We start from the raw sequence: 25,934 nt of genomic DNA on the forward strand, positions 1-25,934 counted from the left end.
CGCGCTCGAGCGCAACCAGGAAAAGAGTGTGAGACCACGCGGGGCCGGCATGGATCGGGCAGAGAGTACAATCAAGGGCGTGCCTGCGCGGAGAGGCGGGATGGGAGGTCCAATGGCACAGGTGCAAACCACGCTGAGCACGACGGAGATCGAGCGACTCACAGCCCTGGCCCGCGAACTGCGACGCGAGGTGCTGATCATGACCACCGAGGCTGGGTCGGGCCACCCGACGAGCTCGATGTCGGCGGTGGAGATCCTGGTTGCGCTCTACTTCGGCGGTATCTTGCGGTACGACCCCGCTCAGCCACGCTGGCCAGATCGCGATCGCTTCATCATGTCGAAGGGGCATGCCGCCCCCATCCTCTACGCGGTGCTGGCGGAAGCCGGGTACTTTCCCAAGGAACAGCTCCGGACGCTGCGCCAGCTCGGCAGCCCGCTGGAGGGTCATCCGAATATGCGGCGGCTGCCTGGGGTCGAAGCCTCCACGGGCAGCCTGGGGCAGGGTCTCTCCATCGGGCTTGGGCACGCGCTGGCGGCACGGCTGGAAGGCCGGAGCTACCACGTGTACGTCCTCCTGGGCGACGGCGAGATCGAGGAGGGCCAGGTCTGGGAGGCCGCCATGGCCGCTGCCCACAGCCGCGTGGGCAACCTGGTCGCAATCGTCGACCACAACCGCTACCAGCAGACGACCGGGGTGGCAAGCGTCACCGACCCGCTGTCCTATGCCGATAAGTGGCGTGCCTTCGGCTGGAAGGTCGACGAGGTCGACGGGCACGACCTGGTCGCAGTCCATCAGGCACTGCGCTTCGCAACGGCCTTCGAGGACGGCCCCTTCGCGATCATTGCCCACACGGTCAAGGGCAAAGGGGTGCGCTTCCTGGAGCAGGACTTTACCTGGCACGGGCGGGCAGTGCCGCGCGACCGGCTGCAACAGGCATTGGAGGAGCTCGGATGAACCTCGGCACTCGCGTTGGACTCAAGCTGGGTAAGGCGACCCGAGACGCTTTCGGCGAGGCCCTGCGCGATCTGGGCCGTGAATTCCCGGATGTCGTCGTCGTCGACGGTGACGTGAGCAATTCGACCCGCACCGAATGGTTCGCGAAGGAGTTCCCCGACCGCTTCTTCAACGTCGGCATTGCCGAATCCAACCTGGTCGGTGTCGCGTCGGGGCTAGCAGCCAGCGGCAAGATCCCGGTCGCTGCCAGCTTCGCTTGTTTTCTCCTCTGCAACGCTTTCGACCAGATCCGCATGAGCGTGGCGTTCCCGCGCCTCAACGTGAAGCTCGTGGGCAGCCATGCTGGGATCAGCATCGGCGAAGATGGCCCGTCGCAGATGGGGATCGAGGACGTGGCGCTCGCCTGCGCGCTGCCCGGCCTGGCGGTGCTGGTGCCGGCCGACGAGCACGCGACGCGGTCGGCGACGCGCGCCATGATTCTGCACGAGGGGCCGACCTACCTGCGCCTGGGACGCCCGCCGGTTCCGGTCGTCTACGACGAGTCGTTCGAGTTCGTGATCGGGAAGGCGTACCAGCTTCGCGCGGGCCACGACGTGACGCTGGTGGCGAACGGCATCATGGTCGCGGCGGCGCTCGATGCGGCCGAAGAGCTCGCGGGCCGGGGGATCCAGGCGCGCGTGCTGGACATGCCGACCGTCAAGCCGATCGACGAAGAGGCCCTGGTGGCGGCGGCCCGCGAGACCGGCGGTATCGTCGTCGCCGAGGAGCACCTGCACTACGGCGGGCTGGGGAGCGTGGTGGCGATGACGGTCGCGCGTCGGTATCCCTGCCCGATGGCGTTCGTCGACCTCGACGATACCTATGCTGAGTCGGGCGCGCCCGACGACCTGCTACGCGCCTACGGCCTGACCGCCGAGCGGATCGTCGAGGCTGCCGAGAGCGTGGTGGCGCGCCGGTGACAACAAGGTCCGGGGGTGACCGGGGCAGCACGGCGAGGCTCAAGCGCCTGGCGGCGACGGCTGCCGCCGAGCTGGTCGAGCCGGGGATGGTCGTCGGGCTGGGCAGCGGCTCGACGGCTGAGCTGGTCATCCACGAGCTGGCGGCCCGGGTTCGCGCCGGAACCGTGCTGACCGGCGTCTCCACGTCGCGACGCTCGGAGCGTTTGGCGCGACGGCTCGGGATCCCGCTGCTGGCCCCGGAGGAGGCGCCGAGCATCGATCTGGCGATCGACGGCGCCGACGAGGTCGAGCGGGGGACGCTGCACCTGCTGAAGGGGCGAGGCGGCGCGCTAGTTCGCGAGAAGCTGGTCGCCGCGCTGGCCAGGCGACTGGTGATCGTGGTCGATGTCTCCAAGCTGGTCGACCGCCTAGGGGAACGGACGCCGGTTCCCGTAGAGGTGGTGCCGTTCGCCTGGATCGAGCCGGCACGGGAACTCGAGCGCCTGGGCGGGAAACCCGTGCTCCGGCATACCGCGCTCGGCCAGCCGTACCGTACTGACAACGGCAACCTGATCCTCGATGTCGACTTCGGCCCGCTCGACCAGCCGGAGGCGCTGGCGCGCGAGATCAAGCTGATTACCGGAGTCGTCGATCACGGGCTCTTCCTCGGCCTCACCGATACCGTCATCGTCGGCGAGCCGGATGGGGTGCGGGTGCTGCGCCGCGAGCAGCCCCGGGCAGCCCGCTAGCCGCTTGCCAGCGTCTCTAACCGTGGCTATACTGTACGTACAGTATGTACGGTCACAGTGAGCCAGGGAGAGGGTGCCGATGGAGAGACGGAGAGAGACCAACCGGAGCCTGGTGGCACTCTACGCGACCAGGCAACGGCAGCTCCGGCGCGAGCGCCTCCTGGCGCTGCCGGTACCGGAACGCCGGGTACACCAGTTCGGCCGGCGGCCGGTCAAGCGCTCACCTCGCCGCCATGTCCCACCGGCCCTGCTCCTCGGTGGACTTTCGGCCATGTTGGCGAGCCCCGGGGTCGTCGACGCCTCCACCACTCACCTGATCCAGCCAGGCGAGACCCTCAGCGAGATCGCGGCCCGCTACGGCACGACCGTGCAGGCCCTGGTCCAGCTCAACGGCATCGCGAACCCCGACTATATCCTCGCCGGGAGCGAGCTCCGCATCTCCGAAGCATCGAGCATCACTGCCAGGCGCCACCGCGTCCAGGAGGGCGAGACCCTCGCGGAGATCGCGCGACAATACGGCGTCACGGTCGAGGCGATCGCCGCCGCGAACGAGCTGGCCGATCCCGACCTGGTGCCGGCCGGGGTCGAGCTGGTGATCCCCGCAGAGAGCAACGAGCCAGCGTCCAGCCAGCCCGATAGCCTGATCCACGTTGTGGCTCCAGGTGAGACGCTCAGCGCGATCGCCCGGCGCTACGGTGTGGACGTCGCCGCGCTGATGCAGGCGAATGCCCTGCCGGATGCCAATCGGATCTTCGAGGGACAGATGCTCCGGGTACCGGCAGCTCGCCCGACCACGACCCAGTCCGGCCAGGGCGTGCTGCTGAGCGGCGTGCCGGCGTTGCGGCAGTCTCTCCCATTGAGCTGTGAGTCCGCCTCGCTGAGCATGGTGACTGCCTACTACGGCCGGCAGGTCTCGGAGTGGGTCTTCATCGAGAACATGCCGTACCACCCCAACCCGCACCGGGGCTTCCGCGGCGACATGAACGGGGCTTTCGGCGGCACCGATGACTACGGCGTCTACGCCGAGCCACTCGTGCCGCTCCTGGAGCGCTACGGGTTCCAGGCGCAGGTGGTCTATGCCCAGGGTGATGCCAGCGTGCTGCGTTCGGAGCTCGATCGTGGCCGCCCGGTCGTGGTCTGGATGACCAACATGGCCAGCGTTCAGCCCCGGCTGACGGCCGAGTACGAGGGCGAGACGTTCACGCTGGTGCCGCAACAGCACGCTGTCGTCGTCTACGGCTACGACCAGGATTGGGTCTACATCGCCGACCCGGGAGACGGCCAGTACCGCGCGTTCTCCTGGGACGACTTCATGCGCTCCTGGGGTTACTTCGACGGCATGGCGTTGCTGATCAGCCCGGCTCCCTGGGGCTGACGCCGGGCCAGCGCTCGGCTGCTGGCAGAGCGCAACCGGTGCAGAGAGCCCTGCGGCTCACCAGCGGTCGATGCCGTCTGGTGTTGCGTGTAGAGGTGTCAGGTTGGAGGTGGATGAGACCACCTCCAACTCACCACACGCGCGCGCCGCGCACTGGCGACAGCGAGGCGAGTAGCATGAGCAGCGGTGGAAGCCACGCGACGAGGGTGAGGGTGATGGTGACGATCACCCATGGACGCCAGCGATCGAGTACCGGCGGGACGCGACGCTCCCCAGGGGCATACTCGGCGAGTGGCACCTCGACCTGTGCCGGAGTGCGGGAGGCCACCAGCGTAAGCGTGATGTTCAGCAGGTAGAGGATGCCGCTTACGAACATGATCGTGCCGCCGATGCCCACGAGAGGCATACCGATGATGCTCTGCCATTGCGGCATAACGTACTCGGCCGCCGCGATTTGTGTCCTACGCGGCATGCCGAGCAAGCCCAACCGGTGAAGCGTCTCGGAAAAGATCACCTCCCCTACGAAGAACGACCAGGCCTGAACGAGCGCGAGCCTCCGGCTCCAGAGCGCGCGGCCGGTCAAGTAGGGTACCAGCCAGTATGTGATCCCCATGAAGGTCAACGTGACAGCCGCCCCGACCGTCAGATGGAAGTGGCCGACGATCCAGCGCGTGTTGTGGACGATCAAGTTCACATTGTACGAGGCGTTGGCCAGGCCGCTTATGCCGCCGAAGATGAAGAGGAACATGCCCAGGACCTGAGAGACGAAAGCGGGTTCGCTCCAGGGTAGCGGCAGGATCCAGTTCAACCACCCCCTCGCTCCGCGTGCTCGGCCGGCGTTCTCGAGTGTGGCAGCTACATTGAACATCGTGAGGAGGCTGGCGAAGAACACGATGAATGTGAAGAAGGCGTGCACGAGCTTCCACCACTCGGAGATACCAGGATCGGTGAACTGGTGGTGGAGGCCGACAGGAAGCGAATAGACGAGAAAGATGATGAAGGCGATACGAGCGACAGTCTCGCTGAAGAGGCGTCCTCCCGCGATCTTGGGAACCATCGTGTACCAGGAGATTACGGCAGGCAGCAGCCAGAAGTATACGATCGGATGCCCGGTAAACCAGAACAGCGAGCGAGCGAGGAGTGGGTCGATGGCTGAGACGAGCCCGAGGGACCACGGGATCAACAGGAAGACCATCTCGATGGCCACGCCAGCGCTGGCGATCGTCCACATCACGAAGGTAATCAAAGCCCCGAACGCTGCCAGTGGCGTGGGCTCGTCGGGATGGCTCGCTCGCCACTGGCGGTACGTCCGAATGAAGTTCAGCAATACGAGCCACGTACCCGCTACGACCAGTGTCAAGCCGATATAGAAGGCCGGGTGTGCGCGCATCGGTGGATAGAAGGTATAGAGCACCGTAGCCTGATTCGCGAGGATCGCGATCACGGCAAGTACGAGGCCGGCAAGCATGATCCAGAAGGTTGCCCAGGCGAGCCGCATCGAGGCCAGCGGGCGACGTAAGGCATAGACCATCGTGAAGCTCAGGAACCCGCAGATGAAGAAGGTTGTCCAGAGCAGCACATTACCGACGCCGTGCAGGGTGAGACCCTGGTAATACGAGCGGAAGATCGGCAGCGTTGCGTAGAGGTTGATGCCAGCACTATCGAGGGCCTGGTAGATACTCGGCACGTTCGCTAACGCCAGTGTAATGAGCGCGACAGTGACATAGGCTCCGGTCAACCGGTGCACCGAGCCGAGCTCGGCGGGGTAGCGAGCCGGCAGGCCGTTCATGGCGTCCCCTCCACGATGATGCGACCCCACATGAGATGGTGTCCCACACCACAGTACTCATGGCACATGAACTGGTAGGTTCCCGGTTGGTGGAAGGTTACTGTCGTGCGGGCGATGCGGCCCGGTATCACCATAAGGTTCACGTTCGTTCCGGGAATCTCGAACCCGTGAATGACATCCCGGCTTGTCGCAACGATATCGACCTGCGCGCCGGCCGGTATCCGCACTTCATTGGGCTGGAATTGCCAGGCACTCGCCACGATCGTGAGCTGGTAGTGGTTGGGGGCGATCTGCGACAGACCGGGATTGTCAAAGGGCGGTGTCTCCCTGAGCTGAGCCGGGTCGACCGTGCCTGCTATGCCGGGCAGGTGGATGCCCATTCCAAATGCGGCGATCACGACGGCGACGAGCATTGCGGTCGGGATTGCGATACTGGGGAGGATCCAGGCGAGCTCGTACAGATAGGGCTCATGGCGTTCTGGCGGTCCAGCTTCGGCCACAACTCACCTCCGGGTCCACAACTCGGCATAGAGAACGAACCAGAACCCGACCAGCATCAGGAAGAACACGAGCATAAGGAGGAGCGCGCCCTTCGGGGCCTCTTCAGGAGGCGTTACATTCATCGTCCTGCCTCCTTCACCCTATTTGGAACGTATCTGCATCGTAGAAGAGGAAACCCATGAAGTCAAGAAGCGACTCGAGGCCGGTGCCGATTCTCGTCGTGATCGGGGGCTCCCTCCGTGCCGGACCCCGATTGCCTCACCAGTGCGGACGGGCTAAGGTATTGTGTGCCGGAGGGGCGTTGGAGGCGGCAGGCTGCGAACGAGCGGTAGGTCGCGCGCTGCCGCATTGTTCATCCCCGCATGCCTGTACGACCGGGTTCCCTATCGCGTTGCGCTTCGCCCCCGTCTCGCCAGCTCGACGAGACATGGCGATGGGGGTGCCTCTTCTCAGGCTGAGCGACGGCCAGAAACGGGGGTATACAGCTCGATGACAGGCGCACTCGACCAGGCATCGGCTGGCGGCACCGGCCCGTTAGGCGCAGGGCGGCGACCCGGGGCGCGGTCGATCCTGATTTTCCTGGTCGTCTGTCTTGCGCTCCTGATGTCGAGCATCGGCATCACGACCGTCACGGTGGCATTCCCGGCGATGACCGAAGGGCTGAACGCGAGCGTGGTCTGGGTGGGGTGGGTGCTGACCGGCTACCAGCTCGCGCAGACGGTCATGATGCCCCTTGCCGGCAAGCTCAGCGATGAGTTAGGCCGCAAGCGGCTTTTCCTCGCTTGCGTCGGGCTGTTCACAGCCAGCTCGTTTCTCTGCGGCATCGCGCCGAACGTCTACCTTCTCATCCTCTTCCGAATCCTCCAGGCCGTGGGAGGCGGTGCCTTCATGCCCTCGGCCTCGGGCATCATCAGCGATGTCTTCGACGACCGCTGGCGCCCGACGGCGATCGGTTTGTTCGCGAGCGTGTTCCCTGTCGGTGCCCTGGTCGGGTCGGTGCTGGGTGGCTGGATGGTCGAGCACCTCGGCTGGCGCTCTGTCTTCATCAACGTGCCGATCGGGATCGTGCTGCTCCTGGGCGGTCTGGGGCTGATCCCTGCCAGCACACGACCGTCGCGCCCCCGACCGATCGACCTCGTCGGTGCAACGCTCTTCGCGTTGGGCATGCTCGGTATCATGTTCGGCTTGACCGTACTGGGGAACTTGGGGGCTTTCACCTCGCAAGTCGCCCTCTGGCTCCTCCTCGGCACGCTCGCGCTGGTGGCCTTTGTCTATCAGGAGCACCGCGTGGCCGACCCGATGATCGACCTGCGGCTACTGCGCGGTCGGGCCTTCGCCGCGGTCAACCTGTACAACTTCCTTCATGGCGCGCTCGTCTTCGGCTTCTTCAGCTTCGTCCCGCTGTATGCCATCGAGGCCTATCACCTGCGCGAGACGACCGTTGGCTTCATCCTTATGCCGCGGGCGCTCGCCATGGCCCTCTGCTCGGCGCTGAGCTCCTTCTTCTTGATCCGGCTGGGCTACCGCTCTCCGATGATCGCCGGAATCGTGCTGGTCAGCGCTAGCCTCTTCCTCACGGCGGAGAGCTGGCACCAGGTGTCGGTCGCCGGACACCCGGTGAGTGATGAGCTGCTGCTGGCGGCCCTGGTCGCGATCTCCGGGATCGGCGTCGGCATCAGCGCGCCGGCCTCGAGCAACGCCGCGCTGGAGCTGATGCCCGCGGCGGTGGCGCGGATCGTCGGCATGCGTGGCATGTTCCGCTCGACCGGCGGCGTCCTGGGCACGGCGCTGATTGTCCTGCTCCTGACCCGCTTCTCTAACCCGGGCGAGGGGCTCGCGGTGATCTTCAGGGCGAGCGCGCTCTTGATCCTGCTGATGATTCCGCTGGTCTTCCTGATCCCGGACACCGCCCGCCTGCGTCGCCAGGCGCGCAAGCACCCGGCACGTTCGGCTCGCGGCAGCGCGGCGGACTAGCCGCCGTCTCCATGTGCCCGGCGAGCGCTCGCCGTGGGTTCTGCGCGAAGGGCGCTCAGCTCTCTGCCAGGAACGCCGAGGTCTCGTCGAGGAAGCGGGCTCGGCCCCGCTCTGGGCGATCGAGAAAGAGGTAATGCGTCCCGCCTGCGATCGTCACCGTTCGCACGAGCGGGGCGTTCACCAGCTCCGCTCGCAGCGCCTCCAAGTCCTCGGGGCGCGACCAGTGGTCGCGGTCACCGCGGATGACCAGCGTCGGCACGCGGATGGCGGCTGCGTCCCAGTACTTGTGCCCGAGCGAGAGATTGTAGCTCTCGAGCTGGAAGCCTCGCGGGATGCGCATGCTCGGTGGGGTGCGCGAGCTGCTGGTCGGATCGCTCGCGAGCGACTCCTGGACGTAGGCGTCAGCCACGGCGGGGTCGCGCCACTCGCTCTTGTCCTCCGCTGGGATGGCCCGATCCCAACTCGCGAGCAGGCCGTGGCGATCCACTAGCCGGTAGGCCCCGCCGCTGTGGTCGAAGACGCCCGGACGATCCGGCCGCTCGAACGCCGCGCGCAGTGGCCAGGGGGCATTGACGCCGTAGAGGCTGTTGAGCATGACCAGGCAGCGCACCGTCTCGTTGTGGCGTGCCGTATACATCCCGGCCCAGTGCCCGCCGGTGGCCCACCCGATCAACCCGACGCGCTCCCCGCTGTGGATTGAGCTGATCAAGCCCACCACCGCGCCGATATCGCGTACCGCCTCTTCCGAGGTCACGGCCGGCGGATTGTGCTCCCGCGGCTCCCTGAGCGCCTGAGGGCGGGCAGAGTTGCCCCAGCCGCGGACATCCATCAGGTAGGTCGTGTAGCCGGCTGCGACGAGGTCTTCGGCCAGCGAGTAGCCGGGTATCGGCAGATCGAAGACGATCCCGCCCGGCCCGCCGCCGTGGATCAGCAGCACCGGCGGGCGAAGATCGCCGGTGCCGCGCACCTGACGTGCCCAGATCTGAATCCCTGGCTCGCTCTCGATCAGAAAATCGAGACGCTGGATCGCCCCGTCGGCGGTCATTGCTCCTCCTCGCCTCGTGGCTGGTAGCCTGCCCGTTGTCGCCATCGGCGATCGCTCCCCGCTCTCGGCCGGGGGCATCAGGATACCAGCCGCGCCGCGAGGTAGACGATGGCCAGGTTCAGTAGCAGGTTCGTACCCGACACGATGATCGACAGCCTGGCGAGCCGGCGCCGGTGCGTCTCTGCGTCTGGGCCACCGATGCTCGCCACGGAGGCCAGGCGCGTGATTCGGGGGCCGAGGATCTGGCCGTGGAGGAGCGTCAGCGCGATAACTGCGGCCACGAGACACAGCTTGGCGAACAGAACCTGCCCGTAGGTCGACTGCGCTGCAGGCAACGATTCCCAGGCAACGCCGCGCCGCTCCCCGTTGAGGAAGCCGGTTACGAGGAGCAGCCCCAGCGAGATCCAGGACACCACGGCGAAGCGTTGCCCGAGCTGAGCGACGATGAGCGTGCGCTGGGCTGGAGGGAGCGCGCGTCGCAGTACCGGCAGCAGCACCAGCACCAGGAAGAGCTGGCCGCCGACCCAGGCGATGGCGGCGACCAGATGAACCCAGCGAATCGCTGCCCAGACCCAGTCCATGCGACGCTCCTCCACACGCCAGCGAGCATGGTCCCTATCCTCGCGCCGGATGGTACCGAGCGGGTACCGGTGACGACGACTACCCGTTCGGGTGGTTCCGGGTGACCGCTCGAAGAGATGGATGCTCGACACCGGGGAGAGATCGGGACTCGAGCGTGTGAATACGCTCACGTTTTGGTACGATACAGGGCTGGGTAGCTGTGCCGGCAGATTCCTCGGGCTCGAGCGGGAGTATCAGGCCGGACTGCGGTTGAGCGAGCGTTGATGTCGATGCTGGCCGGGCGCTCGGCTGAACGAGCTACCCGGCCACTGTGTGGGCAGCTTCAGGTAGAGGAGCGGCGATCGTGCAGTCATCTGATTCTGCCACAGCGCCGGCGCTGACGATCGGAGTCCCCCGCGAGACGATGCCGGGCGAGCGTCGCGTCGCGCTGACGCCGGAGGCGGCGAAGAAGCTGGTGGCGCGCGGGTTTAGTGTGCTGGTCGAGCGGGAAGCTGGGCTGGCCGCCGGGTTCACCGATGAGGAGTACGAGGCTGCGGGCGCGCGGCTCGCGCCGGATGCGGCGACGGTTTACGGCAGTGCCTCGCTCGTGCTCAAGGTGCAGCGCCCTTCGGAGCATGAGGTGGAGATGCTCCGGCCAGGGACAGCCATCATCGCTTTTCTCCAGCCACTGATCCGGCCGGAGCTGGTAGCCCGGCTGGCCGAGCGCAAGGTCACCGCGATCAGCATGGATACCATCCCGCGGATCACGCGGGCGCAGCCGATGGACGCGCTCTCCTCGATGAGCACGGTTGCCGGCTATAAGGCAGTGCTGCTGGCGGCGAACGAGCTGCCCAAGTTCTTCCCCCTGATGATGACGGCCGCCGGCACTATCCGGCCGGCGAAGGTGCTGGTACTGGGCGCTGGAGTGGCCGGGCTGCAGGCGATCGCGACTGCCCGCCGGCTCGGCGCTGTCGTCGAGGCGTTCGATACCCGGCCGGTAGTCAAGGAGCAGGTCGAGAGCCTGGGCGCGAAGTTCCTCGAACTGGAGATCAAGACTGAGGAGGTCGGCGGCTACGCGACCGAGCTGGCCGAGGAGCACCTGCGGCTCGAGCAGGAGCTGATCCACAACCACTGCGTCGAGGCGGACGTAGTGATCACCACCGCGCTGGTTCCCGGCCGGCGCGCTCCAGTGCTGATCCGCGAGGAGACCGTGCGGGAGATGCGCCCGCGCGCGGTGATCGTCGATCTGGCTGCCGAGATGGGCGGGAACTGTGAGCTGACGGAGCCGGGCGAGACGGTCGTTCGCTACGGCGTGACGATTATGGGGCCACTGAACCTGCCGAGCGAGATGGCCTATACCGCCAGCCAGATGTATGCCCGGAACGTGACCACTCTGGTGGAGCACCTGGCGCCGCGCGGCGAGCTGGTCTTCGACTTCGAGGATGAGATCACGCGCGGCGTGGTGCTGACGAGAGATGGCGAGATCCTGCACGAGCCGACGCTGGCCCGGCTGAAGGAGGAGGTGCGGTGAACCAGGAGCTGCTGCTCGGCCTCTACGTGCTCATCTTGACGATCTTCCTCGGGTTCGAGGTGATCTCGCGGGTTCCCTCGTTGTTGCACACCCCGCTGATGTCCGGCACCAACGCGATCCACGGCATCGTGCTGCTGGGCGGCATCCTGGTTGCCGGTACCGCCGATCGGCCGATTCTCTACCTGCTGGGGTTCCTCGGCTGCGCGCTCGGAGCGGGCAACCTGTTCGGCGGGCTCGTGGTGACCGATCGAATGCTCGAGATGTTCAAGCCGCGGCCGGCAGAGAAGCCAGCGGGCGAGCCGGCCCCGGTCGGCGCGGGCGTGCAAGCGGTTCGTGAGAAGGAGCCGGTGAGGAAGCCGTGATCGAGAGCTATCGTGAGGCACTGATCGACCTGGCCTACCTCGTCTCAGCCGTTGCGCTGGTCTTCGGCCTGAAGCGGATGAGCGCGCCGCGCACGGCCCGCTCGGGTAACCAGATCGCGGCGGCCGCGCTACTGCTGGCCGTCGCGGTCACGCTGCTGGATCCGCACATCACCTGGGGCGCGGCCAACATCGCGGTGATGCTCTTCGGCATCGGCGTCGGCACCGTCGCGAGCGTCTACCTGGCGCGGATCGTGCCGATGACGGCCATGCCGCAGATGGTCGCGCTGTTCAATGGCATGGGAGGCGGCACGGCCGCGGTGGTCTCGGTGGCCGAGTTCCAGCGCTTCGCGGCCTCCGGGGCCGTCAGCGTCGGCGAAGCGGTGTCGGTGGCGTTCGGTACCACGATCGGCTCGATCGCGCTCACCGGGAGCCTGATCGCCTTCGCCAAGCTGCAGGAGGTGATGACCGGCCGGCCGGTGCGGTTCCCGCTCCAGTTGCCGGTGAACGTCGCCGCCTTCCTGGGGATCGTCGCGCTCTGGGTCTGGCTGCTGGGCCTGGCCGGCGGAGTGACGGTCGTCTGGTTGCTGTTCGCGCTTGCCCTCGTGTTCGGCGTCCTGCTGGTGTTGCCGGTCGGCGGCGCCGACATGCCGGTCGTGATCGCGGTACTCAACTCCATGACCGGGCTGGCGGCCGCTGCCACTGGGTTCGTGCTCGACAACCAGATCCTGATCGTGGCCGGCGCGCTGGTGGGCGCGTCCGGCTCGTTGCTCACCATCCTGATGAGCCGGGCCATGAACCGCTCGCTGGCCAACGTGATGTTCGGCGCGTTCCGCGTATCCGGCCGCGCCGCGGCGGTGGCCGAGGCCAAGCCGATCCGGGAGATCACGGCCGAGGACGCGGCCGTGCTGATGGCCTATGCCAACGAGGTGATCGTCGTCCCTGGCTACGGGCTGGCAGTGGCGCAGGCGCAGCACCAGGTGCGGGAGCTGGCCGACGAGCTGGAGAAGCGCGGCGTCGAGGTGAAGTTCGCAATCCACCCGGTGGCTGGCCGGATGCCCGGGCACATGAACGTGCTGCTGGCCGAGGCCAACGTGCCCTACGACCAGCTCTTCGAGATGGAACAGATCAACGAAGAGTTCCAGCGGGCCGACGTGGCGCTGGTCGTCGGCGCGAACGACGTGGTCAACCCGGCAGCGCGCAGCGACCCCAGCAGCCCGATCTACGGCATGCCGATCCTGAACGTCGACCAGGCGCGCAACGTGATCGTGCTCAAGCGCAGCATGCGGCCCGGCTTCGCCGGCATCGAGAACGAACTGTTCCACATGTCGCAGACTCGCATGCTGTTCGGCGATGCGCGCGAGTCGCTCATGAAACTGATCGAAGCGGTGAAGGCGGCCTAACCCCGAGTGGGAGACACGCCGAGGGCGGCTTCGACTCGCGGTCGGACGGCCGTGGCCAAGAGCCGGAGCGTGCGCTCGACGCGCCGCGGCTCCACCCCGCTCAGGTAGGGGTTGGCGAGGAAGACGTCGAGCTGGAGGGCGCGCGCCGCGCGGGCGATCGCCTCAGCACAGGTCTCGGGGCTACCAGCGATAACTGCTTCACTCGCCAGCAGCCGGTCGAGGGCCTGCTCGGCCTCGGGAGCCGAGCCCAGCGGGTGGGTCTGGGTCGCGGCCTCCGCCGGCGACGGCACGAAGAGCCTCCCCAGGCGGCGCAGGTCGGCGACCATCTCGCGACGGGCCTGCGCGTCGCTCTCGGCGACGTACAGCGAGCGCATCAGCGCGAGCCGCGCCCGGCCCGACGTGGACTCGGCCTGCCCGGCGCGCCAGGCGTCGCAGGTCGGCTGGAGCTGGACCAGCGGCCGGAAGCCGACCGCCAGCGAGAGGCCGTTCCGGCCGGCCCAGCGCGCGGCTTCCGGATCGGTTCCGGCGTACCAGAGAGGTGGATGGGGCCGCTGGTAGGGTGGCTCGACGTAGAGCTCGCGGAACCGGAAGGCGATACCGGGGTGATCGAACGGCTCGCCTTGCCAGGCCCGCCGCATCAGCACCAGCGACTCGAGGAAAAGCGCCTGCCGTTTGGCCGGGTCGATGCCCAGGCTGGCCAGCTCCTGAGGCCGGTGCCCCAGCCCGACCCCGACCTCGGCCCGCCCCCGGCTGAGATGGTCGAGCACCGAGATCTCTTCTGCCAGCAAGACCGGGTTGTGCAGTGGAACGGTATACGCCAGCACGCCCAGCCGTACCCGCCGGGTGCGAGCCGCGACCGCGCCCAGCCAGATGCCCGGCGCCGGGCTCCGGTACAGCGGCAAAAAGTGGCGCTCGGCCACGAAGTAGTAGTCGAGCCCGAGCTGGTCGATGAGCTCCGCGTCCCGCAGGCGCTCGGCGTAGACGCGATCGGCCGACACGTCTGGCGTCACCTGGAAGATGTCGAATACCCCGAACTGCACGGTGGCCCACCTTGCCTGGACCGGTTCCTGCGGTGACTATACCGGAAACGAAGCTCCCGCAGCTCGGGAAGGGTCTGAACTCCTGAGACGTTGGGAGCATCGTGACGAGTTGGTTCCGCCTGGCGCCTGAGCTGGCCGCCGCGCCAGGCGAGTGCACGGGGCCAGGCAGCTCGGGCTGCCCGGGATTCGAGAGGAGAACGCTTCCCATGGACTATCGCCGGTTGGGTAGCAGCGGCGTTCTGGTGTCGGTCATCGGGCTCGGGGGCAACACGTTCGGGCGTTACTGCGACGAGCGGCAGACGGCCGCGATCGTCCACCGGGCGCTCGATCTCGGCATCAACCATATCGACACGGCCGACACCTATTCGAGGGGACTCTCGGAGGAGTACATCGGCAAGGCGATCGCTGGGCGGCGTCACGAGGTGGTGCTGGCCACCAAGACCGGGTATCCGCTGCACGAGGGGCCGAACGGTCAGGGACTCTCGCGCCGGCGCATCATTGCCAGCCTGGAGGCCAGCCTCAAGCGCCTCGGCACGGACTACGTCGACCTCTTCTACCTCCACCGGCCCGATCCGGACACGCCGCTCGAGGAGAGCCTGCGCGCCCTCGACGATCTCGTGCGCGCGGGCAAGGTGCGCTACCCCGCGATCTCGAACTACGCGGCCTGGCAGGTCGCCGACATCATGGGACGGTGCGAGCGCCGCGGCTATGCGCCGCCGGTGGTGAGCCAGTCGCTCTACAACGTGCTCGAGCGCGGGATCGAGCAGGAGCTCATCCCGGCCTGCCGCTTCTACGGGCTGGGCATCATCCCGTACTCGCCGCTGGCTGGCGGCTTTCTGACCGGCAAATATCGCCCAGGAGAGCCGGTGCCGCCCGGCGTGCGCGGGCACGACAACCCGAGCTGGCAGCAGCGCTGGCTGACCGAGCGCAACTTCCGGGTGCTGGCGGTGCTGGAGGCATTCGCCGCCGAGCGCGGGCGCTCCGTCGGCGAGCTGGCGCTGGCCTGGCTAGTTGCCCAGCCGGTCGTGTCGTCGGTGATCGCCGGCGCGACGAGCCCGGAACAGGTCGAGTCCAACGTGCGGGCCGGTGAGTGGCGACTCTCGACGGAGGAGCTGGACCAGCTCGAGCAGCGGCTTGCAGCAGCGTCGAGCGAGGAGGTGTGAGCACGATGGGCAATCGCCTGGACGAGTTCCGCGCTTACCGCGCGCGGATGAACGAGCGCATCAGCGAGATCGGCCACCGTGACATCAACCGCTTCTTCAGCCTGGACAGCGCCGCCTATCGCGATGGGGCGTTGGACGCCAGGACGAAGGAGCTGCTGGGCCTGGTGGCCTCGACCGTGCTGCGCTGCAACGATTGCATCGACTACCACCTCGACCAGTGCGTGAAGCTCGGCTGGAGCGACGCTGAGCTGTACGATGCCCTGAACGTGGCGCTGGTAGTGGGCGGGAGCATCGTGATCCCCCATCTGCGGCACGCCATCGAGACGATCGACCTGCTCCGCGCCGAGCAGTCGCCGCCAGCGAGCGTGGCGGAGTCAGATTGACAGAAGCGCAGGGGGCGAGTGCCGGGGTACAGCCTGGAGGTATGTGTCGGGCATTTCTGATTCCCCTGCACGAGGTATCCGTCGTGGTGGCGATCTAGCCCAGGGGCGTCATCAGCATCTGAATCCCTGTAATCCCGCGGATGTTTGCCCCCAAGGGACCAACCGGCTGCCGTCTCGCCAACACATGCGGCGGCTGCAGTTCGCGGATCTTGTCGATGATGATATCCGGGACAGTCGGGCGCGTGGAGCTGCGCACCGGCGATTGGCAGGGGCGTGCGGAGAGCAGGCGCGGCCCGTGGGGTTCTGGGAGGAAGACGTCCCGCAGGCTCGTTTCTGGCCGTTCGGTACAATCGCACGTCGGTTGTCGCCCCTGTGCCACGCGGCCAGGGGCGGCTGTGTGGAGAGGACAGCGCGAGGGGATGGTGCCGGGGATGCGGGAGGGAGATCGCTGGATCGCCGAGTGGAACGCCAGGCCGTTCTTTCGCTGGCCTGGCTTCCGTGTCGTCGAGGCCCGAGACGGGCAGGCGCGGGTCGAACTGCTCGTCGAAGAACATCACCGCGGTGGTGGCGGCACTCGCGCGGTCAACGGCGGGATCGTCGCCTACCTGTTCGATGGGCTGCTGGGGGCAGCGGTCTTTTCGAGCCGCGATGACATCACCGGTCAGGTGACCGTCTCGCTGAACATCACCTATCTGCGCATGCTCGAGGCGGAACGGCAGGTCGTCGGCACGGCACGGGTGATCAGCGGTGGGCGCAACCTCGTTTTCGCTCAGGGTGAGGTTATGGACGAGCAGGGAAACGTCTGTGCGACCTGTAGCGGCATCTATCGCATCTTTACCGATCAGCCGCGCTGATCGCGCCTTGACGGGCTGACACGGCTCCAGCCATCTTCAAGCCAGGAGGGACGAGCCAGCATCCGTCCTTCCTGGTGTCTGGAGAACGCCTCCCTATCCCCGTGGGGAAACCGCGATCTCGGACGGCCACCTCTGGGCGCTGTGGGCCGCCTCCCCATCCCAGGAGGAAACCGCAACGACGCTTTGGCACGCTGCTCCCGGTTGCTCCCGTAGCGTAGTGTGGCCACCGGCGACCCGACGGGGACACGGCGGACGCGGGCTTCGTCTCCCCTGGATGGCCGCGCTGGCGCTTGCAACTTCTCGAGCTGGGAGCGCGAGAACGCTGATATTCCGGTGTTCCTGGCCTGCGCGGGCCGGTCCGGACACTCGTGGATGCAGCGCGAGTATTTCCCATGCAGTACGATAGACATAATGTAGCAGCCGTCGCCAGCGCATGCGGTAGCCGAAGCATCTGGCTGGGCCAGCGCGCTTGCGTATCGAGCTCGCCCCGGCGACCGGCTGACGATCAGGGAGGGGAGAGACATGGTGGCCGCGGACTTGCCACATTCGAGTCAGGAGCTTGTCCAGGTCGAAGAGCCTGCGGATCGCCCGCAGTCGGCCTCGCTCCAGGCGTGGCTGGTGCGAGGCCGACGAAGAGCTGAAGCCGGTCGATCTCGAGTCGATCGCTGAGATAGTGCGAGCTGATGAGAACTTCGTCTGGATCGATCTTTCGGAGTTTGCGGTGGCGGATTTGGAACGTCTTGCCGGGCGGCTGTCAATCGACCGGCGGGCGTTGCACGCTGCGGTGTCGCCCTGGCAGCGGCCACAAGTTGACGTCTACCGTGATCACTTCTTCGTCTCCTCGGCGGTCGCACGCGTCGCCCCGAGCATCAACGGGTGCTGGCGAGCGAGCTCGATCTGGTGATCGGCCCCAACTACCTGCTCAGCATCCACCACCGTCCGCTGCCGTTCGTGGAGGGCATCAAGGGCCGGGCGAGCCAGAACCCGGAGCTGGTGCGCCTGGAGTCGGCGTACATGCGGTACATCGTCCTGGACGAGCTCCTCGAGCACTACCAGGGAGTGGTCTGAGACGCCGGAAGACCGGATCGAAGCGCTCGAAGAGCAGGCACTGCGGAACGACTCCGATAGGTTCCTCGAAGAGCTCATCCATCTCAAGAAGCTCATCTTCGCGCTCGGCCGTATCGTCGATCAACACGCCGAGGTGTTCGCGACCTTCCTCCGGCCGGACTTCGCCCTCATCTCCGGCGACGAAGTGGCGTCGTATTTTCGGGATCTCGAAAACCGCTTCCACCGGCTGCTCGACCGCTGCGACAGTCTGCGGGAAGCCGTCCGGGGAGCGTTCGACATCTACGTTTCTCACGTCTCACATCGAACTAACCACGTGATGAAGATTTTGACCGTGGTCTCGACCATGCTGCTCCCAGCGGCGATCATCTTGAGCTTCTTCGGCACCAGCTTCGAGGGGCTGCCGCTCTACTCGGAGACAGCCTTCTGGGTGATGGTCGCGAGCATCGCGCTGGTCATCATCCTGGCACTGCTCATGTTCCGTCGCTGGGGCTGGCTCTGAGAGGCCAGAGAGCCGGTTGGGGCACTCTCGCCAAGCCTGGGATGGAACAGGTCGCGCGGGTGGAGGGCGCCCGGACAGGCAGGTCGGAAAGGAGCGTGATGTGGGTAAGCGCAGTCGCTGGGAACCAATCGTCCATGAGCTCCGGCACTGCCCGGCGCTGGTCGAGACGCTGCCCGCCGGGGAGACGAGCATCGTGCGCGACGCGCTGGCCGGTCGTGATGTCTACGAGATCGGTATTCGCCACCAGATGCACGAGGCAGCCGTGCGGGACATGCTCGGCGAAGTCTCCAGGCTGGCAGCAGGTGACGCGCGCTGCCGGCGAGTAGACGTGGGTGGCCGGGGAAGCGACACCGAACGCCGGAGCGATTCGAGAACGAGGCGTTCGTGGCGGCAGTGCGCGACCAGCAGGCGTGGCTCTTCGCCGTCGATGAGGCGCACCGTATCTCCGAGTGGGGACACGACTTTCTGCCGGCCTCTCTCGGCCTGCGCCGGGCGATCGAGCAGATAGTTCGCCCCACGATCCTGGCCCCCACCGCGACGGCGACTCCGAACGAGCGCTTTGCCGTCCCTCTCCGGCGATCCGGGCTCGCGGTGGAGCAGCTCGGTGAGGACAGCGGGCTCAGCCGCGCGCGTGGCTCGCCTGGTCGCAACCCTGACGCTGCGGGGCATCCGTCGAGAGCACGGTGGAGGACTGCACTTGCTCGTCCGCGACTTCGACTCGGAGCGCACAGCACTGCGGGCTGAGTCCAGGTCGCCAGCCTGGTGCTATGGCGTCTAGGCGTCTGAGAACTCCGGGAAGGCAGCCATCCCTGTGCGTGTCCACCCTCGATGCGTGCTTCTTGCCGGTGAGGCTCCTGGACGGCTGGGCCCAGGAGCGATTCGGTATGCTTACCGTTGTGCAGCGCATCGATCGACGAAATGCGCGCGGGATGGGAACAGGTTGGATCGGAGGCGCACCTCGTGACCTTGGACGAGAAATCGGAGAGGAGAGGCCGGGCGTTCGGTCGCCGTGCCAGGTTCTCGTTCGGGCTCGTCCTCCTCGCGGTCGTCTTTACGCTCGGGGTCGGGCTCGGTGCCACTCTGGCACCGGCTATGCCTCCCTCGCACTCTCAGGCAGCTCCCTCTCCGGCAGCGCCGATCTCGGTTTTCGGGGAAGCGTGGGATGTCGTCCACCAGCACTACGTCGATCCCTCAGCGATCGACGATCAGAAGATGCTGGCGGCAGCCATCACCGCGATGCTCGAGACGCTCGGCGATCAGGGACATACGCGGTACCTGACGGCCGACGAGCTGCGGATGCACGCGGAGGAACTCTCTGGCACCTACACGGGCGTGGGCATCCAGATCGAGGAGCGCGACGGTAACATCGTCGTAGTCACCCCGCTCGACAACTCGCCAGCCCAGGAGGCCGGGATCCGACCCGGCGATGTGCTGCTCGAGGTCGATGGCCAGCCGGCGCAGGGGCTGGGGCTCGATGAAGTTGTCCGGCGCGTGCGTGGCCCGGAGGGTACCAGCGTCACACTCGTCTTCCAGCGCCAGGGTCAGCAAGACCCGATCCAGGTAACGCTCGTGCGTGAAACGATCCGGATCAGCCCGGTAAGCTGGACGATGCTTCCCGGGCAGATCGCCGATATCCGACTGAGCCAGTTCTCCAGCGGGGCGACCGACGACCTGAAGCGCGCCATCGCCGAGGCGCAAGCTGCCGGGGCCGAAGCGATCGTGCTCGATCTGCGCAACAACCCCGGAGGGCTGGTCAACGAGGCGATCGGAGTCGCCTCGCAGTTCCTGCCGCCGAACAGCACGGTCTTTCTGTCGCAGGTTCGGGGCGGGGACCGCGAAGAGTATCGCACCGACGCCTCGGCTTCTCCGACCGACCTCCCGATGGTGGTGCTGATCAATGGTGGGACGGCCTCCGCCGGGGAGATCGTCGCCGGGGCGATCCAGGAGAACAAGCGCGCGCCGCTGGTGGGCGAGCGTACATTCGGCACCGGAACTGTACTCACCGAGTTCCGGCTTCAGGACGGCTCGGCGATTCTGCTCGGTACCGAGCTGTGGTTGACGCCCAACGGTCGCCAGATCTGGCGCAACGGGATCGAGCCCGATGTCCGGGTATCGCTGCCAGTAGAGGTTCCGCCTGCCATGCCGGTCGGCGGGAGGCCGCTCACCGAGGAGACGATCGCGCAGGACGCGCAGTTGCAGGCCGCGCTGCGTATCCTGCAGGGCTACCCGGCGCCGGGGACGAGCGCGCCGAGACCTGGATGCCTGCGCTGTGAGTAATCGTCCTGGACCTGTGCACGACCGCTGCAGCGATGCACCCCCACCGCTTCTGCTGGAAGGCGTGGCGCTGTTCAACCGGGGCGAGTTCTTCGAGTGCCACGAGATCCTGGAGACGCTGTGGCGAGCTGAAAGCGACCCGGTGCGCTATCTCTATCAGGGTATCCTGCAAATCGGGGTCGCGTTTCACCACCTGCGGCGGGCAAACTGGATCGGCGCGATTCGCCAGCTCGAGCGCGGGTTGGCGAAGCTGGAGCGCTACCCAGCGACCTGCCAGGGCGTGGATGTAGCCTTGCTGGCGCAACAGGCGGAGTGCTGCCTGCGCCTGCTCCGGCAGCTCGGGCCGGAACGCGTAGGGGAGTTCGACTGGGCGCTGGTGCCTCGCGTGAAGTTGGTGGGAGGTTCGCTCGCCGGGTCCGACACGCCGGTGGGCGATCGCGTGCTGGAGCACGGAGCCGAGGAATAGGGCGCGCGGGTGTAGCGTTGTGTAACGCTGGTCGGCAGCGCGGAGCGTGCGGAAGGGGTAGCGATGAGCGAGCAGCCTGAGCGGGAAGAGAGTCGAGTGCCGGCCAGCCTGATGGTGATCGTGGCTCATCCGGACGACGCCGAGTTTATGTGCGCCGGCACCGTGGCACGCTGGGCAGCTTCGGGCTGCGAGGTGACGTATGTGCTCGGGACCAGCGGTGACAAAGGGAGCAACGATCCGACGATGACCTCCGCGCGGCTCGTCGAGATCCGGGAAGCCGAGCAGCTCGCCGCGGCGCGGATCCTCGGCGTCAAGCATGTCGAGTTTCTGCGCTTCCGCGACGCCGAGCTCGTTCCGGACCTCGAGCTACGCAGGGCGATCGTGCGCGCCATACGCAAGTACAAGCCGGATGCCGTCATCTGCCAGGATCCGACGGCCCGCTGGGTCGGCCAGGAGTACATCCAGCATCCAGACCACATCGCCATGGGCGAAGCGGCGCTGGCTGCCGTGTTCCCCACCTCTCGCGACCGGCTCACCTTCCCGGAGTTGCTGGCAGAGGGACTGGAGCCACACACGGTGCAGGAGGTCTACCTGGCCGGGAGCAAGGAGCCGGACTACTGGGTCGACATCACCGGATATTTCGACCGCAAGATCGAGGCACTCAGGGCCCACGCGAGCCAGATGGGTGACTGGGATCCCGTACCGTGGATACGGCTGTGGGCGCAGGACGCGGCGGCCGAGGCGCGGCGCAAGCGCTTCCCCGGCGCTGAGCGGATGCAGCTCGCTGAGTCCTTCAAGTACTTCCGGATCGGTTGACGCGGACGACCAGGCAGCCTGTCCGGGGCCGGCCACCTGCTGACCGGCCCCGCCTGCGTTCAGGCTGCCCGCGCCCGGCGCTCGCGCATGAGCACGAGGAGCTGAACGGCGAGCGCCAGCGTCATCGAGACGAGGAGCACAACCGCGGCGACCGCGTTGATGACTGGTGAGAGCAGGAAGCGAATCCGCGAGTAGATCTCGAGCGGCAGCGTGACCACTCCTCCGCCTGCCACGAAGAACGTCAGCACGAACTCGTCGAACGAGATCGTGAAGGCGAGCAGCGCGCCGCCGATCACGCCGGGCATCACGAGCGGCAGCGTCACGCGCCAGAATGTCCGCCAGGGATTCGCGCCGAGATCCTGCGAGGCCTCTTCGAGGCGGCGATCGAACCCGTAGAAGCTAGTCAGGACGATCGAGAGCGTATAGGGGAAGGCATGGACGACATGGGCGATGAGGATCGTGAGCAGCCCGGTCTGCAGCCCGATCCGCTTGAACCAGAAGATCAGCGCGATGCCAGCGACGACACCGGGCACCAGGATCGGTAAGTAGAAGAACGCCTGGATCACCCGCTTGAACCGAAAGGTGAAGCGGCTCAGCCCGTACGCCGCAGCGATCGCAAGCGCCGAGGTGAGAAGCGCGGCCAGCACCGCGACCACGAGCGAGGTGCGGAGCGCTCGCAGGATGTCCCCATCTCGCAGGAGATCGGCATACCAGGCGAGGGTAAACCCGGCGGGCGGAAACGACGTCAGGCCGGTGGGATTGAAGGACGCGATGACGACCACCACGATGGGCGAGAACAGGAAGATGTAGACGGCGGCGGTCAGTAGGTAGAGTAGCCAGCGCGCATCCAAGCGGCGTCCGGCTCGCGGGGCGGTGAGCGAGGCCGACGGGCTAGCCATAGATCGACTCCAGGTCGGCGAAGCGGAAGAGGAGGGCCAGTGAGAGGACAACGATCAGGATCATCACGACCGAGAGGGCGGCGCCGAATGGCCAGTTGAACGCCTCGCCGAATTGATCCGCGATAACGTTGCCCATCATCAGGTCTTCAGTGCCACCGAGGAGCTGGGGGGTAACGAACGCGCCGAAGGTGGCGATGAAAAACAGGGTCGCTCCGGCTACGACTCCTGGCATCGTCAACGGCAGCGTCACGCGGAGAAACGTCCGCCAGGGCGACGCGCCCAGATCGTACGACGCCTCGATCAGCCGGTGGTCGAGGTTGCGGGCCGACGCGTAGATCGGCAGAATCATCAGCGGCAGGAAGACGTGGACGAATCCGACGATCACGGCCGGGCGCGAGTAGAGGACGTCGAGCCCGGCGTCGACGCCAGGGATCAGCGAGAGGACGCTCTCGAGGAAGCCGCCGCTCTGCAAGATGCCGATCCATCCGTAGGTGCGCACGATATAGCTCGTCCAGAACGGGATGATCACGAGAAAGAGGAGCAACGTCTGGCGCTCGCGCGGCACCAGGGCCCCGATGGTATAGGCCATCGGGTAGGCGATGAGCAGCGCGATACCGGTGCACAGCAGCGCGATCTCCAGCGTCCGCAGGAACACCTTGCGGTAGATGGGCGAGGAGACGATGCGCTCGTAGTTGGCGAGCGTGAAGTCGGGCTGCATGATCCCGGTGATCGGGTCGGTCGAGTAGACGCTGTACACCGCGACCAGGATCAGCGGTAGGAGCAGGAACAGCGTGAGCAGGAGCGTCGGCAGGCCGACCGTGGCCAGCACGGGCAGCAGGGTCGGAAGCTGGCGGCCGGCGCGAGCAGTCGTCATCTGAGCCGTTGCCGGGGACGACGCCACGTGCGCAGTCTCCTCACTCTCGGACGATGACTACGTGCGTGGGGTCGATGGCGACCCCAACCTGCCGGCCTGGCTCGGCATGGCCATCACCGGCGCCGACGAGCACCTCAGCGCGCAGTTGCGGTCCGGTAGCGAGCTGGAGCAGGTAGGCGACAGAGCTACCCTTGTAGACGCGTTCCTGCACCGTTGCCTGCCACAGCGCGTCCTGGTGAGCTGGATCCTCCAGCAGCTTTACACGGTACGGTCGCGCGACCAGCGCCACTCGCTGGCCGGCCTGCAGGCCGTCCCCGCGTACTGGGAGCTGCGCCCCCGCTACCCGAACCAGCGCCGAGCGGCCATCCGCCTGGACGACCTCGGCATCCAGGATGTTCTCGGCTCCCATGAAGTCGGCGACGAAGCGAGTGCGCGGGCGCTCGAAGATCTCTTCCGCAGAGCCGTACTGTTCCACTCGGCCGCGGTTCATGACCGCGATGCGATCGGACATCGTGAGCGCTTCGTCCTGATCGTGCGTGACGTAGATGAACGTGATTCCCACGCGCTCCTGGATGCGCTTCAGTTCGAGCTGCATCTGCTTGCGGAGCTTGAGATCGAGCGCTCCGAGAGGCTCATCGAGGAGCAGGACGGTCGGCTCGATAACGAGCGAGCGCGCCAGCGCCACGCGCTGCTGCTGGCCCCCTGAGAGCTGCCGCGGCCGGCGCTTGCCGAAGCCTTCCAGCTCGACCAGCCGGAGCATCTCTTCGACCCGACGCTCGATCGTCGCCTTGTCGACTTTGCGCTCCCGCAGACCGTACGCGATGTTCTCGGCGACCGACATGTGCGGGAAGAGCGCGTAGTTCTGGAAGACCATCGAGGTATCCCGGCGGTAGGGTGGGGTACGGCCCATGGGGACGCCGCGGATGTAGATCTCCCCGCTGTCGGGATACTCGAAGCCGCCGATCATCCGGAGCGTCGTGGTCTTGCCACAACCGGACGGGCCGAGCAGGGTCAGAAAGGTTCCTCGCTCGACCGCCAGGCTAACCCGGTCGACGGCCACCACGTCGCCGAAGTGCTTCGTTACCTCGCGCAGCTCGACATCGAATTCGCTCATCGCAGGAGCACCGGCGCTGTCCATCACTGGTCGTCAGGCGAGCTTGACTTCGTTCCACAGCTCATCGCAGCGATTCAACACCTCGGTGGAGACGGTGTCGCCGACGACGAGCTTGGCGCCCTCTGGCGGGGTGAATCGGGCCAGTTCCTCCGGCGAGAGTTTCTCGCGAGCGGCCCGGTTCACCGCGTCGTAGCGCATGAGCTCCATCTGCTTGAGCATGATGTCCTCACGGAGGAGGAAATTGATGAACTTATGCGCGTTCTCGACGTTCTTGGCGGTCTTGGGGATGGCGAAGGTGTCGATGAAGATCAGGCACCCCTCCTTCGGCACCGTCCAGGAGATCGGGGCGCCGAGATCCTGTCCCATCCGCACCCGGCCGTCGGTGAGCTGCCCGACCACGACCTCCTTGTTGACGAACAGCTCCATCCCGTTCTGGTAGTCCTTCCAGTACTTCTTGACCAGCGGCTTCTGCTCGATGAGGGCCTGGCGGATGTCGTCCCAGCGCGTGGGGTTGATGGGATCGTCACCCAGGTACATCGCGGTAATCGCGACCCGAGCGAATGCCTGGTCATGCAGGGCGATGCGCCCGGAGTAGGCTTCGTCCCAGGTCACCGCCCAGCTATCGGGTGCCTGGGGGAACTCCTCGGTGTTGTACGTCAGCGCGTAGTAGACGCGGGTGAACGGCACGGCGTGCGGCTTGCCGTCCTTCTCGTAGTAGGGCAACCGCTGGAAGTCCTCGAGGAGGTTCTGATAGTTGGGAATGAGGCTCAAGTCGAGCGGCGTAATCATGTCCGCGGCCATGGCCCGCGTCACGTAGCGCGTGGAGGGGATGAAGAAGTCGAACGACTCCCCGGCGCTGAGCTTGGCCCACCACTCGTCGTTGCTCGAGTAGGTACCGAGCTGGGTAACCTTGATCCCGGTTTCCTGTTCGAAGATCGGGTATACCTCTTTGATCCAGGGCTGATACCAGTTATAGATGACCAGCTCGCCTGCGCTGCCAGCCGAGCCCGCGCTCGGCGTGCCGCCAGCCTGTGGGCTGGCCTGAGCGGGGGAGCCGGAGTTCGACGGGGAAGACGGCGTCGCCTCTTGGTCACCACACGCTGCCAGCAAGCCTAGCGCTGCCGTCCCCAGCATGAGCCCGGCGGAGCGGCGAAGCAGCTCGCGCCGGCTCATCCGTCCGTTCAAGCGCGCGCCAGGCTGCAGATCCTCCATCGGTCGTTCCCCTCCTACCCTAACCGTGTCACAAACCCCACGAGACCCGCATCGGGCGTTCAGCCCGCTACTCTACCCTAGAGGTCGCCCTT

Annotated in this window: 27 protein-coding genes; 17 read left to right on the forward strand and 10 right to left on the reverse strand. The window is 66.6% G+C overall.

Annotated elements, in window-relative coordinates; genetic code table 11:
* Nucleotides 1-112 precede the first annotated feature (112 nt).
* The 4 genes from NET02_RS04390 (at nt 113) to NET02_RS04405 (ending at nt 4,017) form a co-directional block, all read left to right on the forward strand.
* Nucleotides 113-955 carry a transketolase gene (locus tag NET02_RS04390; protein ID WP_284056157.1) on the forward strand — a complete coding sequence of 281 codons (843 nt, stop codon included), beginning with the start codon at nt 113-115 and terminating at the stop codon, nt 953-955.
* Complete coding sequence (locus tag NET02_RS04395; protein WP_284056158.1) at nt 952-1,914, forward strand: transketolase family protein; 963 nt, start codon at nt 952-954, stop codon at nt 1,912-1,914. Before NET02_RS04390 ends, NET02_RS04395 begins: the two co-directional genes overlap by 4 nt.
* Nucleotides 1,911-2,642 carry a ribose-5-phosphate isomerase RpiA gene (gene rpiA / locus NET02_RS04400; RefSeq protein WP_284056159.1) on the forward strand — a complete coding sequence of 244 codons (732 nt, stop codon included), beginning with the start codon at nt 1,911-1,913 and terminating at the stop codon, nt 2,640-2,642. Before NET02_RS04395 ends, rpiA begins: the two co-directional genes overlap by 4 nt.
* A gap of 79 nt (nt 2,643-2,721) precedes the next feature.
* Nucleotides 2,722-4,017, forward strand: coding sequence for a LysM peptidoglycan-binding domain-containing protein (locus NET02_RS04405; protein WP_284056160.1), 1,296 nt, complete (start codon nt 2,722-2,724; stop codon nt 4,015-4,017).
* Nucleotides 4,018-4,147: 130 nt separating this feature from the next.
* On the opposite strand, the gene NET02_RS04410 is transcribed toward NET02_RS04405, so the two are convergent.
* The 3 genes from NET02_RS04410 to NET02_RS04420 are packed head-to-tail and all read right to left on the reverse strand — an operon-like array spanning nt 4,148 to nt 6,429.
* Complete coding sequence (locus tag NET02_RS04410; protein WP_284056161.1) at nt 4,148-5,806, reverse strand: cbb3-type cytochrome c oxidase subunit I; 1,659 nt, start codon at nt 5,804-5,806, stop codon at nt 4,148-4,150.
* Nucleotides 5,803-6,306 carry a cytochrome c oxidase subunit II gene (locus tag NET02_RS04415; RefSeq protein WP_284056162.1) on the reverse strand — a complete coding sequence of 168 codons (504 nt, stop codon included), beginning with the start codon at nt 6,304-6,306 and terminating at the stop codon, nt 5,803-5,805. The genes NET02_RS04410 and NET02_RS04415 overlap by 4 nt, the downstream gene beginning before the upstream one ends.
* Nucleotides 6,307-6,309: 3 nt before the next feature.
* On the reverse strand, nt 6,310-6,429 hold the full coding sequence (locus NET02_RS04420) for a cytochrome c oxidase subunit 2A (RefSeq protein ID WP_284056163.1): 120 nt from the start codon (nt 6,427-6,429) through the stop codon (nt 6,310-6,312).
* Between the two features lie 367 nt (nt 6,430-6,796).
* Between NET02_RS04420 and NET02_RS04425 the strand changes: the two genes are divergently transcribed.
* Nucleotides 6,797-8,281 (forward strand): DHA2 family efflux MFS transporter permease subunit, encoded by a 1,485-nt coding sequence (locus NET02_RS04425; RefSeq protein ID WP_284056164.1) that lies wholly within the window; start codon nt 6,797-6,799, stop codon nt 8,279-8,281.
* A gap of 55 nt (nt 8,282-8,336) precedes the next feature.
* On the opposite strand, the gene NET02_RS04430 is transcribed toward NET02_RS04425, so the two are convergent.
* Nucleotides 8,337-9,326, reverse strand: coding sequence for an alpha/beta hydrolase (locus NET02_RS04430; RefSeq protein WP_284056165.1), 990 nt, complete (start codon nt 9,324-9,326; stop codon nt 8,337-8,339).
* A gap of 77 nt (nt 9,327-9,403) precedes the next feature.
* Nucleotides 9,404-9,907 carry a DUF4149 domain-containing protein gene (locus NET02_RS04435; protein WP_284056166.1) on the reverse strand — a complete coding sequence of 168 codons (504 nt, stop codon included), beginning with the start codon at nt 9,905-9,907 and terminating at the stop codon, nt 9,404-9,406.
* Between the two features lie 344 nt (nt 9,908-10,251).
* Between NET02_RS04435 and NET02_RS04440 the strand changes: the two genes are divergently transcribed.
* The 3 genes from NET02_RS04440 to NET02_RS04450 are packed head-to-tail and all read left to right on the forward strand — an operon-like array spanning nt 10,252 to nt 13,180.
* Entirely contained in the window at nt 10,252-11,418 is a 1,167-nt protein-coding gene (locus NET02_RS04440; RefSeq protein ID WP_284056167.1) for a Re/Si-specific NAD(P)(+) transhydrogenase subunit alpha, read from the forward strand.
* Nucleotides 11,415-11,780, forward strand: coding sequence for an NAD(P) transhydrogenase subunit alpha part 2 (locus NET02_RS04445; RefSeq protein WP_284056168.1), 366 nt, complete (start codon nt 11,415-11,417; stop codon nt 11,778-11,780). The genes NET02_RS04440 and NET02_RS04445 overlap by 4 nt, the downstream gene beginning before the upstream one ends.
* A complete protein-coding gene (locus tag NET02_RS04450; protein WP_284056169.1) occupies nt 11,777-13,180 on the forward strand; it encodes an NAD(P)(+) transhydrogenase (Re/Si-specific) subunit beta in 1,404 nt (467 codons plus the stop codon). The genes NET02_RS04445 and NET02_RS04450 overlap by 4 nt, the downstream gene beginning before the upstream one ends.
* On the opposite strand, the gene NET02_RS04455 is transcribed toward NET02_RS04450, so the two are convergent.
* A complete protein-coding gene (locus NET02_RS04455) occupies nt 13,177-14,220 on the reverse strand; it encodes an LLM class flavin-dependent oxidoreductase (protein WP_284056170.1) in 1,044 nt (347 codons plus the stop codon). The genes NET02_RS04450 and NET02_RS04455 overlap by 4 nt on opposite strands.
* A 206-nt stretch (nt 14,221-14,426) precedes the next feature.
* On the opposite strand from NET02_RS04455, the gene NET02_RS04460 reads away from it, so the two are divergent.
* From NET02_RS04460 to NET02_RS04500, 9 genes are all read left to right on the forward strand, one after another.
* The gene (locus tag NET02_RS04460) at nt 14,427-15,383 is read left to right on the forward strand and encodes an aldo/keto reductase (RefSeq protein ID WP_284056171.1); all 957 of its coding nucleotides are present in this window, start codon (nt 14,427-14,429) and stop codon (nt 15,381-15,383) included.
* 5 nt (nt 15,384-15,388) lie between these two features.
* A complete protein-coding gene (locus tag NET02_RS04465) occupies nt 15,389-15,766 on the forward strand; it encodes a carboxymuconolactone decarboxylase family protein (protein ID WP_284056172.1) in 378 nt (125 codons plus the stop codon).
* A gap of 431 nt (nt 15,767-16,197) precedes the next feature.
* Complete coding sequence (locus tag NET02_RS04470) at nt 16,198-16,620, forward strand: PaaI family thioesterase (protein WP_284056173.1); 423 nt, start codon at nt 16,198-16,200, stop codon at nt 16,618-16,620.
* Nucleotides 16,621-17,496: 876 nt separating this feature from the next.
* Nucleotides 17,497-17,688 (forward strand): hypothetical protein, encoded by a 192-nt coding sequence (locus NET02_RS04475; protein ID WP_284056174.1) that lies wholly within the window; start codon nt 17,497-17,499, stop codon nt 17,686-17,688.
* A 40-nt stretch (nt 17,689-17,728) separates the two neighbouring features.
* Nucleotides 17,729-18,187, forward strand: coding sequence for a CorA family divalent cation transporter (locus tag NET02_RS04480; RefSeq protein WP_284056266.1), 459 nt, complete (start codon nt 17,729-17,731; stop codon nt 18,185-18,187).
* A gap of 384 nt (nt 18,188-18,571) precedes the next feature.
* Nucleotides 18,572-18,931, forward strand: coding sequence for a hypothetical protein (locus NET02_RS04485; protein WP_284056175.1), 360 nt, complete (start codon nt 18,572-18,574; stop codon nt 18,929-18,931).
* Between the two features lie 216 nt (nt 18,932-19,147).
* Nucleotides 19,148-20,464, forward strand: coding sequence for a S41 family peptidase (locus tag NET02_RS04490; protein ID WP_284056176.1), 1,317 nt, complete (start codon nt 19,148-19,150; stop codon nt 20,462-20,464).
* Nucleotides 20,457-20,927, forward strand: coding sequence for a DUF309 domain-containing protein (locus tag NET02_RS04495; RefSeq protein ID WP_284056177.1), 471 nt, complete (start codon nt 20,457-20,459; stop codon nt 20,925-20,927). Before NET02_RS04490 ends, NET02_RS04495 begins: the two co-directional genes overlap by 8 nt.
* Nucleotides 20,928-20,990: 63 nt before the next feature.
* Nucleotides 20,991-21,743, forward strand: coding sequence for a PIG-L deacetylase family protein (locus tag NET02_RS04500; protein ID WP_284056178.1), 753 nt, complete (start codon nt 20,991-20,993; stop codon nt 21,741-21,743).
* 59 nt (nt 21,744-21,802) lie between these two features.
* On the opposite strand, the gene NET02_RS04505 is transcribed toward NET02_RS04500, so the two are convergent.
* Genes NET02_RS04505 through NET02_RS04520 form a run of 4 tightly spaced genes read right to left on the reverse strand, consistent with a single transcriptional unit; the run spans nt 21,803 to nt 25,842 of the window.
* Nucleotides 21,803-22,642 carry an ABC transporter permease gene (locus NET02_RS04505; RefSeq protein ID WP_284056179.1) on the reverse strand — a complete coding sequence of 280 codons (840 nt, stop codon included), beginning with the start codon at nt 22,640-22,642 and terminating at the stop codon, nt 21,803-21,805.
* Nucleotides 22,635-23,543, reverse strand: a complete 909-nt coding sequence (locus NET02_RS04510) for an ABC transporter permease (RefSeq protein ID WP_284056180.1) — start codon at nt 23,541-23,543, stop codon at nt 22,635-22,637. Before NET02_RS04510 ends, NET02_RS04505 begins: the two co-directional genes overlap by 8 nt.
* A 13-nt stretch (nt 23,544-23,556) precedes the next feature.
* Nucleotides 23,557-24,630: an ABC transporter ATP-binding protein gene (locus tag NET02_RS04515; protein ID WP_284056181.1), complete on the reverse strand. Its 1,074-nt coding sequence runs from the start codon at nt 24,628-24,630 to the stop codon at nt 23,557-23,559.
* Between the two features lie 33 nt (nt 24,631-24,663).
* Nucleotides 24,664-25,842 carry an ABC transporter substrate-binding protein gene (locus NET02_RS04520; RefSeq protein ID WP_284056182.1) on the reverse strand — a complete coding sequence of 393 codons (1,179 nt, stop codon included), beginning with the start codon at nt 25,840-25,842 and terminating at the stop codon, nt 24,664-24,666.
* Nucleotides 25,843-25,934: the final 92 nt, after the last annotated feature.

This window comes from Thermalbibacter longus (genome assembly GCF_023806485.1).
Lineage (GTDB): Bacteria > Chloroflexota > Chloroflexia > Thermomicrobiales > Thermomicrobiaceae > Thermalbibacter > Thermalbibacter longus.

Bases quoted from the DNA above. Each gene is read 5' to 3' on its own strand.
- NET02_RS04410 (WP_284056161.1), bottom strand. From the start codon at position 5,806: ATGAACGGCCTGCCGGCTCGCTACCCCGCCGAGCTCGGCTCGGTGCAC.
- NET02_RS04470 (WP_284056173.1), top strand. From the start codon at position 16,198: ATGCGGGAGGGAGATCGCTGGATCGCCGAGTGGAACGCCAGGCCGTTC.
- NET02_RS04405 (WP_284056160.1), top strand. From the start codon at position 2,722: ATGGAGAGACGGAGAGAGACCAACCGGAGCCTGGTGGCACTCTACGCG.
- NET02_RS04505 (WP_284056179.1), bottom strand. From the start codon at position 22,642: ATGGCTAGCCCGTCGGCCTCGCTCACCGCCCCGCGAGCCGGACGCCGC.
- NET02_RS04425 (WP_284056164.1), top strand. From the start codon at position 6,797: ATGACAGGCGCACTCGACCAGGCATCGGCTGGCGGCACCGGCCCGTTA.
- NET02_RS04500 (WP_284056178.1), top strand. From the start codon at position 20,991: ATGAGCGAGCAGCCTGAGCGGGAAGAGAGTCGAGTGCCGGCCAGCCTG.
- NET02_RS04515 (WP_284056181.1), bottom strand. From the start codon at position 24,630: ATGAGCGAATTCGATGTCGAGCTGCGCGAGGTAACGAAGCACTTCGGC.
- NET02_RS04465 (WP_284056172.1), top strand. From the start codon at position 15,389: ATGGGCAATCGCCTGGACGAGTTCCGCGCTTACCGCGCGCGGATGAAC.
- NET02_RS04435 (WP_284056166.1), bottom strand. From the start codon at position 9,907: ATGGACTGGGTCTGGGCAGCGATTCGCTGGGTTCATCTGGTCGCCGCC.
- NET02_RS04390 (WP_284056157.1), top strand. From the start codon at position 113: ATGGCACAGGTGCAAACCACGCTGAGCACGACGGAGATCGAGCGACTC.
- NET02_RS04460 (WP_284056171.1), top strand. From the start codon at position 14,427: ATGGACTATCGCCGGTTGGGTAGCAGCGGCGTTCTGGTGTCGGTCATC.
- NET02_RS04420 (WP_284056163.1), bottom strand. From the start codon at position 6,429: ATGAATGTAACGCCTCCTGAAGAGGCCCCGAAGGGCGCGCTCCTCCTT.
- NET02_RS04395 (WP_284056158.1), top strand. From the start codon at position 952: ATGAACCTCGGCACTCGCGTTGGACTCAAGCTGGGTAAGGCGACCCGA.
- NET02_RS04430 (WP_284056165.1), bottom strand. From the start codon at position 9,326: ATGACCGCCGACGGGGCGATCCAGCGTCTCGATTTTCTGATCGAGAGC.
- NET02_RS04520 (WP_284056182.1), bottom strand. From the start codon at position 25,842: ATGGAGGATCTGCAGCCTGGCGCGCGCTTGAACGGACGGATGAGCCGG.